The 15,451-nt window shown below is 51.7% G+C and carries 11 protein-coding genes and 2 pseudogenes; 7 read left to right on the top strand and 6 right to left on the bottom strand.

Features of this window, described 5'->3' with window-relative positions:
* Positions 1–40 precede the first annotated feature (40 nt).
* From K3T82_RS50025 to K3T82_RS25530, 3 genes and pseudogenes are all read left to right on the top strand, one after another.
* A complete protein-coding gene (locus tag K3T82_RS50025; RefSeq protein ID WP_220196371.1) occupies positions 41–289 on the top strand; it encodes a DUF4158 domain-containing protein in 249 nt (82 codons plus the stop codon).
* A 664-nt stretch (positions 290–953) separates the two neighbouring features.
* Positions 954–2,273: pseudogene (locus K3T82_RS47835) on the top strand (MFS transporter).
* Between the two features lie 281 nt (positions 2,274–2,554).
* Positions 2,555–2,782 (top strand): annotated as a pseudogene (locus K3T82_RS25530) (DDE-type integrase/transposase/recombinase); the annotation flags it as partial.
* A 169-nt stretch (positions 2,783–2,951) separates the two neighbouring features.
* Here K3T82_RS25530 and K3T82_RS25525 read toward each other — a convergent pair.
* The 4 genes from K3T82_RS25525 to K3T82_RS25510 all read right to left on the bottom strand — a co-directional run bounded on the left by K3T82_RS25525 (position 2,952) and on the right by K3T82_RS25510 (position 7,225).
* The gene (locus K3T82_RS25525) at positions 2,952–3,635 is read right to left on the bottom strand and encodes a hydrolase (protein ID WP_220196368.1); all 684 of its coding nucleotides are present in this window, start codon (positions 3,633–3,635) and stop codon (positions 2,952–2,954) included.
* 419 nt (positions 3,636–4,054) lie between these two features.
* A complete protein-coding gene (locus K3T82_RS25520; protein ID WP_220196367.1) occupies positions 4,055–5,440 on the bottom strand; it encodes a cytochrome P450 in 1,386 nt (461 codons plus the stop codon).
* A 47-nt stretch (positions 5,441–5,487) separates the two neighbouring features.
* Positions 5,488–6,591 carry a hypothetical protein gene (locus K3T82_RS25515; protein ID WP_220196366.1) on the bottom strand — a complete coding sequence of 368 codons (1,104 nt, stop codon included), beginning with the start codon at positions 6,589–6,591 and terminating at the stop codon, positions 5,488–5,490.
* 25 nt (positions 6,592–6,616) lie between these two features.
* A complete protein-coding gene (locus tag K3T82_RS25510) occupies positions 6,617–7,225 on the bottom strand; it encodes a hypothetical protein (protein ID WP_220196365.1) in 609 nt (202 codons plus the stop codon).
* A gap of 860 nt (positions 7,226–8,085) precedes the next feature.
* Between K3T82_RS25510 and K3T82_RS25505 the strand changes: the two genes are divergently transcribed.
* The 3 genes from K3T82_RS25505 to K3T82_RS25495 all read left to right on the top strand — a co-directional run bounded on the left by K3T82_RS25505 (position 8,086) and on the right by K3T82_RS25495 (position 11,097).
* Positions 8,086–8,667, top strand: a complete 582-nt coding sequence (locus K3T82_RS25505; RefSeq protein ID WP_220196364.1) for a hypothetical protein — start codon at positions 8,086–8,088, stop codon at positions 8,665–8,667.
* 93 nt (positions 8,668–8,760) lie between these two features.
* Positions 8,761–9,108: a zinc-binding metallopeptidase family protein gene (locus tag K3T82_RS25500; protein ID WP_220196363.1), complete on the top strand. Its 348-nt coding sequence runs from the start codon at positions 8,761–8,763 to the stop codon at positions 9,106–9,108.
* Positions 9,109–9,237: 129 nt separating this feature from the next.
* Positions 9,238–11,097: a S9 family peptidase gene (locus K3T82_RS25495; protein ID WP_220196362.1), complete on the top strand. Its 1,860-nt coding sequence runs from the start codon at positions 9,238–9,240 to the stop codon at positions 11,095–11,097.
* Between the two features lie 735 nt (positions 11,098–11,832).
* On the opposite strand, the gene K3T82_RS25490 is transcribed toward K3T82_RS25495, so the two are convergent.
* Positions 11,833–12,384, bottom strand: a complete 552-nt coding sequence (locus K3T82_RS25490; RefSeq protein ID WP_220196361.1) for a PadR family transcriptional regulator — start codon at positions 12,382–12,384, stop codon at positions 11,833–11,835.
* Positions 12,385–12,547: 163 nt separating this feature from the next.
* Between K3T82_RS25490 and K3T82_RS25485 the strand changes: the two genes are divergently transcribed.
* Positions 12,548–14,329, top strand: a complete 1,782-nt coding sequence (locus K3T82_RS25485; RefSeq protein ID WP_220196360.1) for a CocE/NonD family hydrolase — start codon at positions 12,548–12,550, stop codon at positions 14,327–14,329.
* 147 nt (positions 14,330–14,476) lie between these two features.
* On the opposite strand, the gene K3T82_RS25480 is transcribed toward K3T82_RS25485, so the two are convergent.
* Positions 14,477–15,334, bottom strand: coding sequence for a TetR/AcrR family transcriptional regulator (locus K3T82_RS25480; protein ID WP_236031519.1), 858 nt, complete (start codon positions 15,332–15,334; stop codon positions 14,477–14,479).
* Positions 15,335–15,451: the final 117 nt, after the last annotated feature.

Raw genomic sequence — 15,451 nt, 5'->3', positions numbered from 1 at the left:
GGACATGACACTGTCGATTTTCGAGGAAGTATCCTCGTGATTGCTCCGCTCATTTTCGGCTAGCACGTATCGGGAGCTCTCCACCTGGTTGCTACCGCTTGCTCTCACCACTGATAACAGCATCGCCTTGATTGAAGCGCTCCTGTCAGAAATGCGTGCGCGCCAGATTCTCATTTCGGAAGAACGCGCGGCAATCGAGGTGATGTGGAATTGCTCAAACACTCACCCCAATTGCGTTTGCCGGCCAACCAACTGCTTGCCGACACAGGCATATTCCCTCGCATCGTGACAATGGCTGCAAACAGGGTATGCCGATCCGTAACAGTTTTGGCTGGCGGCCTCTTGACTGATGGGATTTTCTTTGCTATGCTTGGCCTACTACGCGAAAGGAACAAACATGAGTACTACCTCCACCTTCGCGATGAAGGTCTTCTAACGCTTCATCCTCACGTACAGGACTTCATGTGCGAGGAAGCCTGTCACATCTGAATACGCAACGTCCATCGAGCAAAAAGAACAGCTCTTGCCAGGGAACAACAATCTGTTCCAGTCGTTGCTCCTGCAACTTGCTACATGGTGCATGCTTGTTGTGATGTTCGCGACCTCTCAAAGCTACTAATCCTGGTAGCACTATCAGATATGTGATTCGCGCAGGCGTCCGTTCATACTTTGATCCCTCATGGGGATGGTATCGTCTGCCCAATCGTTGCGCGGAAAACGCTTGTAACTCTTCCTGTTCCCGTATACACTAACCGTCTGCGTTGTCTATGCCTGTCAGGCAGTTGTTGCCTGATGAGGAAAGCGCAGGTGCCGTGGGGTGTTGACGGGCCATCCATACAATAAAGATTTCCATTTCCCGTTTCCAAGGTGGGAAGAGAGGCGCTTTGCTGTCGAGGCCAATCTTTTTGCGGAGCGTGACTGCTGTTTTCCAGTTTTTGGGTGAAGCAAGTAATATGAATCAAATACACGATCAACCAGGCGGCGAGGAAAGCTCGCGCTCTTCTGAACTCATCTTAACGCCAGCGGAAGTGGCGGTGACGCCTCGCTATCCGTCGCTCTGGCGCAATCGCGATTTTATGCTGCTCTGGAGCAGCCAGCTCCTCTCAAGCGTCGGCAGCCAGGTTTCGCTGCTAGCCTTTCCGCTGCTGGTCCTGGGCATTACGCACTCAGCGACTCAGGCAGGATTGGTTGGTGCTCTGGATAGTTTGCCTTTTGCTATTCTCTGCCTGCCTGCGGGCGCGTTGATCGACCGTTGGGATCGAAAGCGGGTGATGCTGATCTGCGATACCGGGCGAGCGCTTGCCCTAGGCAGCATTCCCGTAGCGCTCTGGTTGGGGCACCTAAGCCTTCTCCAAATCTGCCTGGTCGCGCTGGTCGAAGGGACGCTGATGACCTTCTTTTCGGTGGCCGAGATCGCCTGCCTGCCGCACTTGGTGCCCAAAGAGCAGATACCCGCCGCCAGCGCGCAGAATCAGGCCATCAACTCGACCTCCTGGACGCTGGGACCGTTTCTGGGCGGTTTGCTCTATGGCATCGGGCCGGCTGTCCCGTTTCTGACCGACGCCATCTCATATGTTTGGTCGGTACTGAGCGTCTTCTTGATGCGCGCGCGTTTCCAAGAGGAGCGCGCAGAGGAGCCACGCAAAATCTGGTACGAGATCGGCGAGGGTCTCCTCTGGCTCTGACGCGAGCACATCCTGCGTTTCCTGGCCCTACTGACCCTGGTCCTCGTCTTCTCCACGGTCGGTTTTACGTTGATCCTGATTGTGCTGGCGCAGAACCTGCATGCCACGCCGCTTGCCATCGGTATGCTCTTCGCTAGTGGCGGTGTGGGCAGTATTGCCGGAGCAGTGCTGAGCGGTCCCTTGCAAAAGCGTTTCGCCTTTGGTCCGTTGACGATCGTTTCAGCCTGGGTTTGGGCCGTTTCCTGGCTCGCCCTGGCCGTCGCGCCGAACCTCTGGGTGTTAGGGGTCGCCAACGGAGTGAGCTTCATTATCGTGCCCATCTTTTACTCCGTCCAGTTCAGCTATCGCATGATCGCGATCCCAGACCATTTGCAGGGGCGTGTGCAGAGCGTGTTCCGTCTCCTTTCTCTTGGCAGCCAGCCCCTGGGCCTCGCGCTCACAGGGCTGTTGATTCAATGGATTGGTCCAGGTCAGACGGTTGTGCTGCTCTTTGTGCCTCAAGCTCTCATTGCGCTGTTCGCCACCTTAAACCGTCGACTACGAGCCATTCCATCACTGAGCGAGCTGGCACCCAAAGAGATTGGGTAAGGTTAGCATCAGGCAAGATCACTGCAAGGTCTGATCAAAGAGCGATTGGACCTCGCTACACGTCTCAAGGAGAACGGTGTCCATATCTGTTTTTGCACACATCCATCATTTTGGTAGAGCCACATTATGATATGGTTGGCAAATTGGTTCCCTGAGCTCAACCTAGAGAGATATTCTGCTCAATCACGAACTAGTTTTTTAATTCCGCCAACAATATCATGATCTGGTGACGAACTCAAAGAAGTCGAGGAAAATGAGCTCGAACAATGAGACCTTCACCACTTAAGGTTGCGTTGAGCTATCGAGATGTCGAAGAAATGATGATGGAACGAGGACTCACTATCGATCACACCACGATCAATTGTTGGGTGCAACGCTACGCCCCAGAGCGAAACAAGCGATGTCGACCACACCTCAAGCTTTCCAATGACTCCTGGCGCATCGATGAAACTTACGTCAAAATCAAAGGGAGGTGGATGTATCTCTATCTGGCCGTAGATTCCGTGGGAAATATTTAAGTGCGTGGGCGCTGCTACCATGCTCTAGGTGAGTGGAGCATACTGGAGCCGCTTGCTCACCTAGAGTATGGGGGATTTGTGCCTTGATAGTGTTGAGATGTATGTTGTTGTGCTTGTGCTTGCCTTCTTGTGGCAATTGTTGGGTGGAGAAGGTTGAAATTTACCTGGATCTGGCGCCCGCAGCCACTGGAGCGGCACTTCTTTTGCCTGCTCCTCGCAGTTCCTCGAACCATCCCCAATCTGTATTCTGATCAATGACCGTCTGCAAGAACCCTTTAACCGTTTCTTTCCGTGCCCAATCGCGTTGCAGTTCACATGCGACCGCGTTCCATGTCACCAGATGTGCACCAGCCTGCTCTATTCGGCGTAACGCGGTCTCATGCGCCATAGACGTTGTCCCACCAAGTGCATCCACCACGGGATAGACTTCGTAGCCCTCCTTGAGCGCGTCAAGGGTTGGAAACAACAGGCATGCCTCGGTCCACAACGCACCGATGATCAGTTTTCGCCGCCCGGTGGCTTTAATCGCCGCCACCGTCTCTTTATCTTCCCAGGTATTAATAGAGGTCCGATCATACGATTTCACACCCGAGAGTGCTTCTTTTAACTGTGGAATGGTATCTGGATTCACGCCAGTCTTTACATTGACCGTTGTAAGAACGATAGGAAGTTCAAACACCTTCGCGAGCCTGGCGAGGGTGACAACATTGTTGATAAGGTCGCCAGAATTCATCGATTTGACGGTGTAGATTTGCAACGGCTGATAGTCGATGAGCACCAGTGCTGCATTCTTTGGAGTCAGCAGGTGGTCTTGCATGGGATCGCGTATGGGTAAGCTAGTCATCACGTTCTCCTTTAGGGATCGTTGTAGGCGCATCCCCTTGCCTAGAAATCCTTGGCATCTGAAGAGAGGCAAGAAAACACCCGGTATTTATTTTGAGTATAGCAATCCCAGAAAAGCTCTATGCTTCTCTCACATGGTTGGCCTTTCTTGATGCTCCTGTTTACTCGTCGTACTGACGAGCGGCTGCCATAGATGCTTTTCCAGGTGTTTTGAAGAGAGATGGACCAGAATGCAGAGGCGTCAGCGACGAGTGATGAGATTGTCATCTCTTCTCGGCAAAGTGTACAATAGCCTTGTCATACGGCTTTTTTCATGATGCGTGAAAAGTGATACATATTAATATGCAATAAATGGGAGAAACACCAAGGAAACCAAACCGCCTTGGTGCTTCTCTTCTCGTGTGATGAGAGTGGTCGTGCTTAGCGTTTCACTAATTTCATGGGAAGGTCCGTACTGGGGACGAGCGCCAAGGCGGTTTTTGGCTCAACTGGCTGATCTGAGAGTGAGACAAGACGGTAGTTTTGAGCTACCAGCGAGAGCATCACTTGCATCTCCATGAGGGCAAAGTTATTGCCGATACAGATGCGTTGTCCGCCACTAAAGGGCATAAAATAATGACGAGGGCGCTTGGCGACTTGCTCAGGTGCAAAGCGTTCTGGATCAAAGCGCTCAGCATCCTCCCAGATGGCGGGATGACGATGGAGTTCATAATTGCTCCAGAAGACGATGCTCCCGGCAGGAATGTAGTAACCATCAATTACGTCATCATTGATGGTACGCCGCATCAACTGCCACACCGTTGGGTAGAGTCGCATCGTCTCATCAATCACCATCCTCGTATAGACCAGCTTAGAGAGATCTTCCATCGTGGGAACGCGCCCCCCCAGCACTCGATCCACCTCCTCGTGCAGTTTTGCTTCAACATCAGGATGTTGGGAGAGGAGATACCAGACCCAGGAGAGGGCATTTGCGCTTGTTTCATGACCGGCGATAAAAATAGTCTGAATCTCATCGCGCAATTCTTGATCGCTGAGCCCTTCACCCGTCTCTTCATCCACAGAGGCCAGCATCATCGAGAGCAGATCGCCCGTGTCTTCCTGGCGCTCACGACGTTCGCGCATGACTGTGTAGGAAATAACATCCATTTGCTGGATCGCCTGCCGGAGACGTCGATGCGAGGGCGTTGGGAAAGAGAGTGGCGGGAAGGGCATACGCGCAAAGGCGGCTAAGACCTCATTGGAGGTCTGGAAAGCCCGCCCAAAGTCCTGTGCGGCATCACTGGCGTCAATGTTCATAAGAGCCATGCTCACCATCTTGAGCGTAATTTTGAGCATTTCTTCCTTGACGTAGATCGTCTCATTGCGTACCGTTTTTTCTTCCCAGGTCTCAATGGTGCCGCGTGTGATATCGTTGATGAGATCCACTAGCTTTTCAATGCGCTGGCGATGGAAAGCTGGCTGCATCAGGCGTCGTCGCTTCCTCCATTTCTCCCCCGAACTGGTGATGAGTCCTTCACCCATGACGGTATGCAGCATCTTATAGATGAAAACATCTTTGTCATAATTGCTGATGTTATCAATCAGGACCCGCTTGATGTAATCAGGATGATTGAGCATCACGATCTGCATGTTGAGCAAGGGGAATTGCACGATATCGCCATACTCTTTTGCCAGCGAGCCAAGAAACTGAAGTGGCTGTTTTTGAAAAGCCAGCGTGGCGCTCAGTGGATTGCGTGATCGGTACTGAGGCACGCGTTTTGCCGTTGGTGTTGTGGCGGTTGGTGATGGGTGTATTGTCTCTGCCATATATGAGATCCTTCTCTTTCTTTGGGGAGAGATGATGTTTTACATGATCAAGTATTGCTTACACTACGCCATGATTTTTGAACGGCTTGCAGTGAGATATTCAAGAGGTCAATATCCGTTCCTGTACGCAGCAATGGCAAAGGTTGGTTAGGTGTTTGGGCCGTCCTTTGCAGCAGGACATCATAGGCCGTAATCGCTTGCTTCATCCTCATGAGTTCTGCATCGGTATATTGGGCACTACGTAGGCGCATCCATAGCGCGTTGAGGACGCCAACCAGAGGCCAAAGGACTTTTGCAGGAGGATAGGGAATACGCTCAACCATTTGACCGTTGCTCGCATCGACATAGACCTGCACAAGTTGTTGGATACTCGCTTCTAATTCCTGTTTTTCCTGATCAACAAGCTGCCGGTCCTTCGCCACCGCGCTCTCAATGGCCGCCATCATCTCAGCGCGATTGGCACGCTTCGAGGCGGCACTGGCTGTTGAGACCCACAGGGCGGAGATGAACGCAACCAGAAATTGCAAAGCCACGGGAACACCGAAGACGACGAAGCCATTGGCCCCAATCGCCTGGGTGAGCTCCACCGCCTTTGGCTGGAAGAAGTAGTCAAGGACAATAAAGGCCGAATCAAGGACCGCGAAGACAAACACAAAGCGGATGGGCAGCAGCGAAATCGACAGCAGTTCGATGAAGACGAAGAGCCCATAGAACACGATACTGACGATATTCATCTCTGGATACATAAAGATGATAGTGAAAACCAGGAGGATTTCACACCCAAAGACGGGAATACTGCCCGCAAGAACAGGTCGCCCAAGCCGATTCGCCACCATCATGGCCGCGATGAACAGATAGACCAGCACATAGTCTACATTCATAACCATCGATCTAGCCCCGATCACGACGGTAATATCTATAATTTCCATGATGAGGAAAAGGATGCCAACTGTGCTGATGGTGCGATGCCGTCGATAGGCTTCTTTTTTGATGATACTGGCGTTGGCTGGAGGCTGAGGTGGCATTGTGAGTTTGTACCACCACCCGAAAAGCTTATCCAGACGGTCCCCTTTGGTCTCCATCATGTCACCAACGGAGCGGGCTGGTGATGGAGCCACAGGAGTCTCCACAGGGGGGATGTTCATATTCACGTTACTTCACTTTTCTCCTTCTTCTCTACTTCTTTAGAATAATCACTTTCAAGGTCAGAAGCGCATTGAGTATCTCGTCAACCAGAGTGGGTGCGTGAGATGCTTGCAGTGCCTCTTTGATCTCCCAAACGGTATGCCGCCCGTCAATCAACCGCCATACCATAAACAATGCCTGACGCTGCTGTGGCGTCCAGTTGTGAAACCAGTGCCAATTCATTACCGCAACAGCGTGGGGAATGAGCATATTGGTATCTGACACAACCGGAAATGAGCCGCCCGCTTGGCCTGTTGGCGTCCTCTGTGGTTGAGGCGAACGCGTTTGGGTGGGTGGGTGATTGGTCACGTGATTGGGTGACGTGGGTTTTACTGGGTGAAAGCTCCATTCAAAAGGTCCTCTCTCATCATTGAGACGAATAAGGACCTCTTTGGCAATTGGAGCCTGCTGTCCTTGTTTGTCTATCACAGAGCATGACACCACCGCTCCATTGACCAGTTCCAATCTAGCGGTGCTCTTCTTGGGAAGTCCAGGAACCCGATGGAGTTCAGCCTGAAGTGTACCGCTCAAGCGATGGAGTGCGAAGAGTTCAAGGCTTATGTCTAAGCCCGCACTCACGTCAATCCTGTCTTCATCCACATCCATTCCTCACGAAGTTTGGCTAGGTAGGTAGTATCAAGCGAGAGAAAGCTTCACCTGCCCAAAGGCAATGGCGATGTTGGAGGCTGGTAAGCAAATGAAACTCAACATTTCTCTGGGGCAGCGTAACATGCTTTTCATAAAATCGTCAAATATTATAAGAGGAAGTAACTATATGAGCAAAAAAGTTATTTACTTAAAGTACTACTATTCTGTTTATTATATTGATGAGCTATTGTAGCAGATATAGAGGTTTCAGCCTATTGATGGGTTTATACTGCAATTGCTGGGCAGAGCCCACGTGTGACAAGTGGCACACTGTATACATTTTGGAATTTGGGTTATCAACAACAAACTCTCTCCTTCTTTCTGATCACGTGCGGTTCTCTCCCATTGACCCATTTCTCCATTGCCCTGGACAAGCTCAACGAGCAAAACCTTGCCACACCCGCAGTTGATGAGTACGGCAAGTTTTTGCGCGAGGCAGTGTTCAAGAAAAATCTCCGTGCTACTCTGCTGGCGAACCATTCTATCAGGTACATAGCATTTTCTCTGAGCAGGTGCGGAGATGGTGGCTACGTTGCGCCTGAGCATGCTATATCAAAGCCCAAAAGTTGCTATAAATTTGCTATACAGCTTTCCCTGCCAGAGCCACTATACTTTCACTATCAAAGGGAAACGGAATCTCCAGCAGTAAGGTCGTCTCGCTTATGAGACATAAGAACACTGTCGAGAGCAGTTTCCTCTAGGATAACGCGTGTGTTTGAGATGCTCTCATTGCTTTCTAGAAGCAAGAAAGCAATGCTCAACGGAGCCAAAGTGATTTGTTGTTTGACATGAACACATGAAAGGATGGATTCATGCGATATCCTTCGTTCCGCCTCCTTTGGAGCGTGATGTTGGCCTGTCTTCTTGCTTGTCTCGCCTTACTGGCCACAACACTCCCCTCCTATGCCTCATCTCCCACTTCTGCCAAGAAGGCGATTGTCACATGCCATCAGATCTTGGTGCAACTGCACGGGAGTGCCCCTGCCACTTCCCAATGTCTTGATCAGCGTTCCAGCGGAAACACAAAGACCAGTGTGAAGCCGGCTATAACAACCGATAATGCTTGTTCAGCCTATACCGGTGCGCTCAAGATCTATTCGGACGCCAATTATCAAGGGAGTATGATCTGCTTCATCGGCACGGGTTGGGCTGATTTGACGCAATATTGGCTCTTCTGGCCTGTAAGCTGGAATGATCAGGCAAGTAGTTTCTATGGGGGCTGCAATAACGGTACGTTTTACCAGAACGTCGATAAAAATACACATACGGGATGGGGGAATTCCCAGAGTTTCGGCGGGGCATATAACTGGGGAGGCAACTTTGACGGCCTCAATGGACATCTTCCCAACGATTCCCTGTCAGCGATCCTCATCACAAGCTCCTGTAATTATTAGATAACCTGCATCCGCTTGAGGAACATCTTACCAAGTACGGCAGCCACACAAATATGTTCAGGGAGCAGGACCTAGACTTGGCAGCGACCCCTCTTGGAGGAAGACTTCTCGGATGCACTGCCAACGGCAACGCTTCAGGTGTCATTCAAGTCGCCTCCTCCCTACCCGGCGACGGCATCAATCGGGCGGCTGGCTCAACTGGGGCAGGAGGAGGCCGAAGGTCTCGGCCTCCCCTACGGCACCGGGCTCAAAGATGGGACCTCGGATGCAAACGCGCTTGTCGCGTGCGCAGGTATCCCTTCGCTGGCAGGCCTCGGACCGATCGGTGACAAGGAGCACAACGCCAAAGAAGAAGCCGTTCCGGAAGCGACACGCTATCGGGCGACTTCTTCTTTTGTCAACATTACTCCGACAGTAGCATATGCCAAAGCCATTTCTTGATATTACTGAGCACTATTTTTGCGGGAGAGCCAGAATTTTGGACATAAAGGAATGCAAAGAACGTTAATAAAGTGTGGAAGAAATCTACACGTTCTTTCGTACTTTTAGTCTAGGGAAGGAAACTCCAAAATGAAGGCCACTACCAAGCAGCTTATACCACGTGAAGTTCTCTTTGGGAATCCGGTCAAGGCTAGCCCACAAATCTCTCCAGACGGCAAGCACCTGGCCTACTTGGCGCCCGTTGATAATGCGCTCAATGTCTGGGTTGGTTCTTTAGATGGTGACGACTATCAGCCTGTGACCGAAGATAAAGAGCGAGGGATACGCTTTTATTTCTGGGCGGCTGATAACAAGCATATTGGCTACATTCAGGACATTGGTGGTGATGAGAACTGGCACCTCTATCTGACAAACATTGAAACGCGTGAGACACGCGACCTCACACCATTTGAGAATGTACAGGCACGTGTGGCAAGTCGCGATAAGCATTTTCCCACTGAGTTACTGATAGAGCTGAATAAAGAGGATCCTCGTGTCCATGACGTCTATCATCTTGATCTCCTCTCAGACGAATTGCAGCTGGTTGCCAAAAATCCTGGCAATGTTGCCAGTTGGGTGATTGATACACAATTGAAGGTACGGGGAGCAGTGACAGCGCTTCCTGATGGTGGCAATGAACTGTTAGTACGTGAGCGGGAGGAGAGCGAATGGAGCAGGCTCATCACATGGACCGCTGAAGATGCACAGACAAGCGGCCCCGTTAGTTTTACCCACGATGGTAATGGCCTCTACATGATAGACTCACGTAATGCGAATGCTTCACGTCTGGTGAGACTTGCGCTTGATACTGAAGAAATGAGCGTGCTGGCGGAAGATCCACACTATGATGTTGAAAACGTGATGATACATCACGATACCTACGAGATTCAAGCGGTTACCTTTAATCGGGATCGTGTGGAATGGACAATACTTGATGCCTCCTTGCAAGAGGATTTCATGCGGTTACGTGAACTCCATGCTGGTGATATCTTCATTCTTAGCCGGGCTGATGATGACCAAACCTGGCTTGTAAGTTATGTTGTAGATGATGGTCCCGTGGCCTATTATGTCTATGATCGTGCCAGCAAGAATGGTCACTTCCTCTTTACCAATCAGCCAGAATTGAGTAACTATCTTCTAGCCCCAATGCAACCAGTTACATTTCAGGCTCGTGACGGTCTCACGCTTCACGGCTACCTGACGCTACCCGAGGGTGAATCACAAACCACCCTGCCTTTGGTACTCAATGTGCATGGCGGTCCTTGGGCACGCGATAGCTGGGGCTACAGAGCCGAGGCACAATGGCTCGCCAATAGGGGGTATGCCTGCTTGCAGATCAACTATCGTGGCTCGACTGGCTATGGGAAGGACTTCTTAAATGCGGGCAATAAAGAGTGGGGAGCAAAAATGCATGACGATCTGGTAGATGCTGTGCATTGGGCTATTGAGCAAGGTATTGCTGATCCCAAGAAGGTCGCGATCTATGGTGGGTCCTATGGCGGCTACGCGGCTCTCGTTGGCGCAACCTTTACGCCCGATCTCTTTTGCTGCGCTGTTGACATTGTTGGGCCTAGCAACTTGCTTACCCTGATCAAGACGATTCCGCCCTACTGGTCCACATTCCTGGCGACCTTCCATACGCGGGTGGGGAATCCAGATACTGAGGAGGAGTTTTTAAAGTCGCGTTCACCTCTCTTCAAAGCTGACCAGATCAAGATTCCTCTACTTATCGCACAAGGGGCAAATGATCCTCGCGTTAAACAGAATGAGTCCGAACAGATTGTAGCTGCCATGAAGGAGAAGGACATTAACTACGAATATATGCTCTTCCCTGACGAGGGACACGGTTTTGCCAAGCCAGAGAACCGCATCAAATTCTATGCAGCGGCAGAGAAATTTCTTGCCAGATGGCTGGGCGGCCGTTATGAAGAAACAGAGGAGAGTGCGTAGATTAAGTAATCATTCCATGATGGTTTCATGGATATAACACGCCGTGCGCAGAGAGATTCATGCGCTCCTCATGATTAATAACAGAAGCAAACAAATTACTTTTGTTTGTCATGTAGCATCCCCTGTTTCTCATTTATCATGTGTGTAGTTTAACCAGCCTTTGTAGCATCTGCTACAAAGGCTTTTTGCACGAGAAATGAAAAGCAAGTCTTGAGGAAAATGGCTGAAGCAATGGACCTTACTTGGCTGTTGATCTTCGATTCCGCATCATTTCCTCTATCTAAGGAACTATAAATGGAGATGCTCTTTTATGATAGGAGGTTCCCCTTGTTAATGATCGAGACTCATCCTATTTCTATAACAGAAACTTATGATTTGCGCCTCATAAGAAATTGAGAAACCATCGGGCGAGGATTTTGACGCACATCCTTGTCATTTGGTCTGTACTGACTCCTAAACCTTGACAGCCGTGATGTACAAAAGAGATGGAACGGTGCGCTGGGAACAGCCTCCACTCCTTTTTTTGATCACCCATTACCCGGAGATGGTATCAGGCCTGGGCTGCAAGATCACCACTTCGATCAACGATCCATGTGATCTCAAGTGCTCGTGCTTGTTCCCGATCATCTGATCGCACGGCCTCCACGATAGGATGAAGAAGCGAAAGCACTCAAAGACGACAGCTCGCGTGTGTCTCTGGGCCTTAGAGCCTACCCCAATAGGTATAATTTCCTCTTACTCTGGAAGGCGGCGCACGACTTCAATGGCCTCTTCCAACCAGTCAATATACGCCTGTTCTCGTTTTAATCCCTGCTCTAATGTTAGGCGTCGGAGCATCTGTCTGCGACTCACTCCTAACGTCCCAACTAACGCATCCAGGGGAAAATGGACCAGCTGTTGATACGATGCCAACCGCTCATTGTGAGCGGTACGCTGTTGCTCAAGTAATTGAATAACCTCAGCGTTTGATAGGATAGACGCGAAGAAGACCTGAATGAGCAGAGGATCACGGAAGATGGGCAGATCCTGAGATTCGGTTAACCAACGGCGAAATTCCACGCGCCCGGTCTCTGTCACAGTGTAGACCTTGCGATTGGGCCGTGCGTGCTGGATCTCTTCGTGAACCGAGGCATACCCCTGTTCCACCAGCCGATCCAGAGTGCGATAGATTTGCATTTGGTCGGCAAGCCAGAAATAACCAACCCCCTGATCAAATTGCTTCTTGAGGTCATAACCCGTCATGGGTTCTTTGTGCAACCAACCAAGAATAGCGTAGGCAAGCGACATCTCTTTTTCCTCCTGAGTTTCCTCTTGACAACATAGGGCCCAGCCGTTATTATACAATCTGTCTAGTATTAGATAAGTCTTATATAAGACTTATCTAATACTAGAGAACAAGACACAACCCATGGCCTGAGCGGCCAGGAGAAAACGAGAGGAACATCTCTTTATGACTCAGAAGCAGGAAAGTGAAGTTCGAGTCCTGTATGATGTGCCCGCGACCATGCGCGATGGAGTAGTGCTACGCGCTAATGTGTATCGTCCGGTAAGCGAGGGGCACTGGCCAGTGCTGCTCCTGCGCATTCCGTATGGCAAGCATTTGCCACTGGCAACGTCCCTCTTCGATCCTACGCAGATGGCGCGCAGGGGGTATGTGGTGATTATTCAGGATACCCGTGGGCGCTACGCGTCCGAGGGAGAATGGGAACCGAATGTCAATGAGTGGATGGATGGGGTGGATACGATCGAGTGGGCAGCGCGTCTCCCCTATAGCAATGGCCAGATCGGCATGTTTGGAGCCTCGTATTCTGGTTTTGCCCAGTGGGCACCAGCCACCCTACAGCCCGCTGCTCTCAAGACAATTGTGCCGATGATCACTGTGGGCGACCCGCTGGACGGCTCGCGGTATCGGGCCGGGGCTTTTGAGCTGGGCAAGCATACGAACTGGCATTTACAGTCGGTTGGAACTGATGTGGTCCTCAAACAATGCCAGGGTGAGGCTGATCCGCGCAAACTTGGTCAGGCTCTGCGCGAACTGGCGGAGGAGATTGACGCACTGGGCACACGGGGTTACTGGTCCCTACCGCTCAAAGAGTTTGCGCCGCTCAAGCGCACCGGCACGGGGCAAGCGTTGTTTGAGGAGCTTGAGCATGTGATGGATCGTAAGGGATTGGATGGACTCACGCTGGCGGGCAAATATGAGCAGGTACAGGTACCAGCCCTCAATATTGGTGGCTGGTACGATCTTTACTTACAGGGCACCATCGAGAGTTTTCGCGCCATGCACGAGCGCGGCAGCACGCGCGCAGCACGCCAGAGTCAGTTGTTGATTGGACCGTGGTCGCATATGAACCGCACCAACTTCGTCGGCGAGATCAATTTTGGCATCGGCGCCAATAGCGTGACGCTTGACCTGAGGAATTCCATGGAAAGCATCCACCAGCGCTGGTTCGATCACTGGCTCAAGGGACTTGAGAATGGCGTCATGGAGGAGGCACCAATCAGGCTCTTCGTGATGGGCGCGAATGTGTGGCGCGAGGAGAACGAATGGCCACTGGCGCGCGCAGTTGAGACGCGCTACTACCTGCACAGCGGCGGACAAGCCAATACCATACATGGCAATGGGACGCTGAGCACAATCCCGCCACGTGAGGAGGCCGCGGATACGTACAATTACGACCCCGCAAATCCGGTTATCACGCACGGAGGTGCGCTGCTGATGACGGTGGAATATCCAGCTGGTCCCTATGACCAACGAGCCACAGAGAGCCGGAGGGATGTGCTGGTCTACACCACGCCACCATTAGAAGAAGACACCGAGGTGACCGGACCGATCACAGTCGTGCTGTGGGCGAAATCGAGCGCACCGGATACAGACTTCGTGGCACGCCTAGTCGATGTGCATCCCGACGGCTACGCACGAAACCTCACCGATGGCATCATTCGTGCCCGCTATCGTGGCTTCACGCGAGGTGAAGAGCCGTCGCTGATCGAGCCAGGCACCGCCTATGAGTACGAGATCGATCTCTGGTCCACCAGCAATCTCTTCAAGCGCGGGCATCACATTCGCCTGGATATCACCAGCAGCAATTTTCCGCGCTGGGATCGCAATCCCAACACAGGTCACGACTTCGGCGTCGATGCCGAGCTGGTCGTCGCCTACCAAATGATCCTACATGATGAGGCACATCCCTCGTATGTCGTCTTGCCCATTGTGCCCTCAATCTCCTGATGATCCTGCGCCTGTACCTCTACACAGTGTTAAGTCAATACTGTGTAGAGGTCGGAATCCGTGAACAACCGCTTTAGCATAAGCTATCAAAGTGGTTGTTCACATCTGGCGGGAGTCAGGCTCGATCCTGTGCATTTCAGGACGCTATCAAACGCTTCGTTGTTCGTCTGAATCTCCTGCTAGAAGGGAGCTACGTTTTTTTTGCAAAGCCTGCGCATCTAAAGGGCAACAGGTTCCTGCTCTCATGATCATCTTCTTGCTAAGGCGAGCCATGCTTCCTAGCTGGCACTGATCATCCCCCTTCCGACCCAAGCAGCGGTCCAACAATGTGCGCGAACCGAGCCAGGAGGTGCGCGATCCAAGGAATCCGTAAGAGGGGCGCAATCGCCCCAGCAGTTCATGAATGAACTGCAAAAGAGCCTCGGTCTGGCGTCTCTCAGGGCTCAGATCCTGGAGCCAGAAGAGAACCAGGGCTAGCTGCAAGCCATAGAGAATCGTCGCCAGATCCTCCACCTGTGAGGCACGAGGGATATCCCTGGCATGCTCCACCAGAAGACGATAGCTTGCACGCGCTCGGTAACGAACTTCCGCTCCCTCCTTGCCGAAGACCCCGGCGCGCGAGAGGGGATTGAGGGCCGCCCCAGATAAGGCAACCAGCGTTAAGCGGTGAGGTGTCATGACTTCCAACAGTGCGCGCATAAGCTGATGAAAACGGTCGGCGATGGAGGTCACAGGAAGCAGCGGAATCAGTTCCTCTAACTGGAGCACCAGCCAGCGGTACAATTCCAGGACGAGATCCTCTTTGCTGGCAAAATATCGATAGGTCAGTCCCAGGGAACACGAGGCCTCTGCCGCTATCTCGCGCATTGTGGTCTGATCATAGCCTTTCGTCGCGAACAGGCGCCAGGCTGTCTCCATGATGCGCTGCCGCGTCAGGAGCGCTTTCTGCGTAAGTTTCTGCGTTGCTCGTGGTTCGCGCGTCTCCTGCGCCTCAGACGATTCCATACTGCTCTCCTCAAGACGATTTTGCTCGCCGACATCCACATGAGCCCCCTGGACACCAACCCGCTTGATTGGAAGTCGGTATCCAACCCTTGACTACAGCATAACGCATCTGCTAGG

This window comes from Ktedonospora formicarum, assembly GCF_016587355.1.
GTDB lineage: Bacteria > Chloroflexota > Ktedonobacteria > Ktedonobacterales > Ktedonobacteraceae > Ktedonobacter > Ktedonobacter formicarum.
The sequence above is the reverse complement of the archived record's forward strand: the minus strand, read 5'-3'. Positions and strand labels throughout refer to the sequence as shown.

Bases quoted from the DNA above. Each gene is read 5' to 3' on its own strand.
- K3T82_RS25505 (WP_220196364.1), top strand. From the start codon at position 8,086: ATGCGATATCCTTCGTTCCGCCTCCTTTGGAGCGTGATGTTGGCCTGT.
- K3T82_RS25480 (WP_236031519.1), bottom strand. From the start codon at position 15,334: ATGGAATCGTCTGAGGCGCAGGAGACGCGCGAACCACGAGCAACGCAG.
- K3T82_RS25490 (WP_220196361.1), bottom strand. From the start codon at position 12,384: ATGTCGCTTGCCTACGCTATTCTTGGTTGGTTGCACAAAGAACCCATG.
- K3T82_RS25495 (WP_220196362.1), top strand. From the start codon at position 9,238: ATGAAGGCCACTACCAAGCAGCTTATACCACGTGAAGTTCTCTTTGGG.
- K3T82_RS25520 (WP_220196367.1), bottom strand. From the start codon at position 5,440: ATGGCAGAGACAATACACCCATCACCAACCGCCACAACACCAACGGCA.
- K3T82_RS25525 (WP_220196368.1), bottom strand. From the start codon at position 3,635: ATGACTAGCTTACCCATACGCGATCCCATGCAAGACCACCTGCTGACT.
- K3T82_RS25485 (WP_220196360.1), top strand. From the start codon at position 12,548: ATGACTCAGAAGCAGGAAAGTGAAGTTCGAGTCCTGTATGATGTGCCC.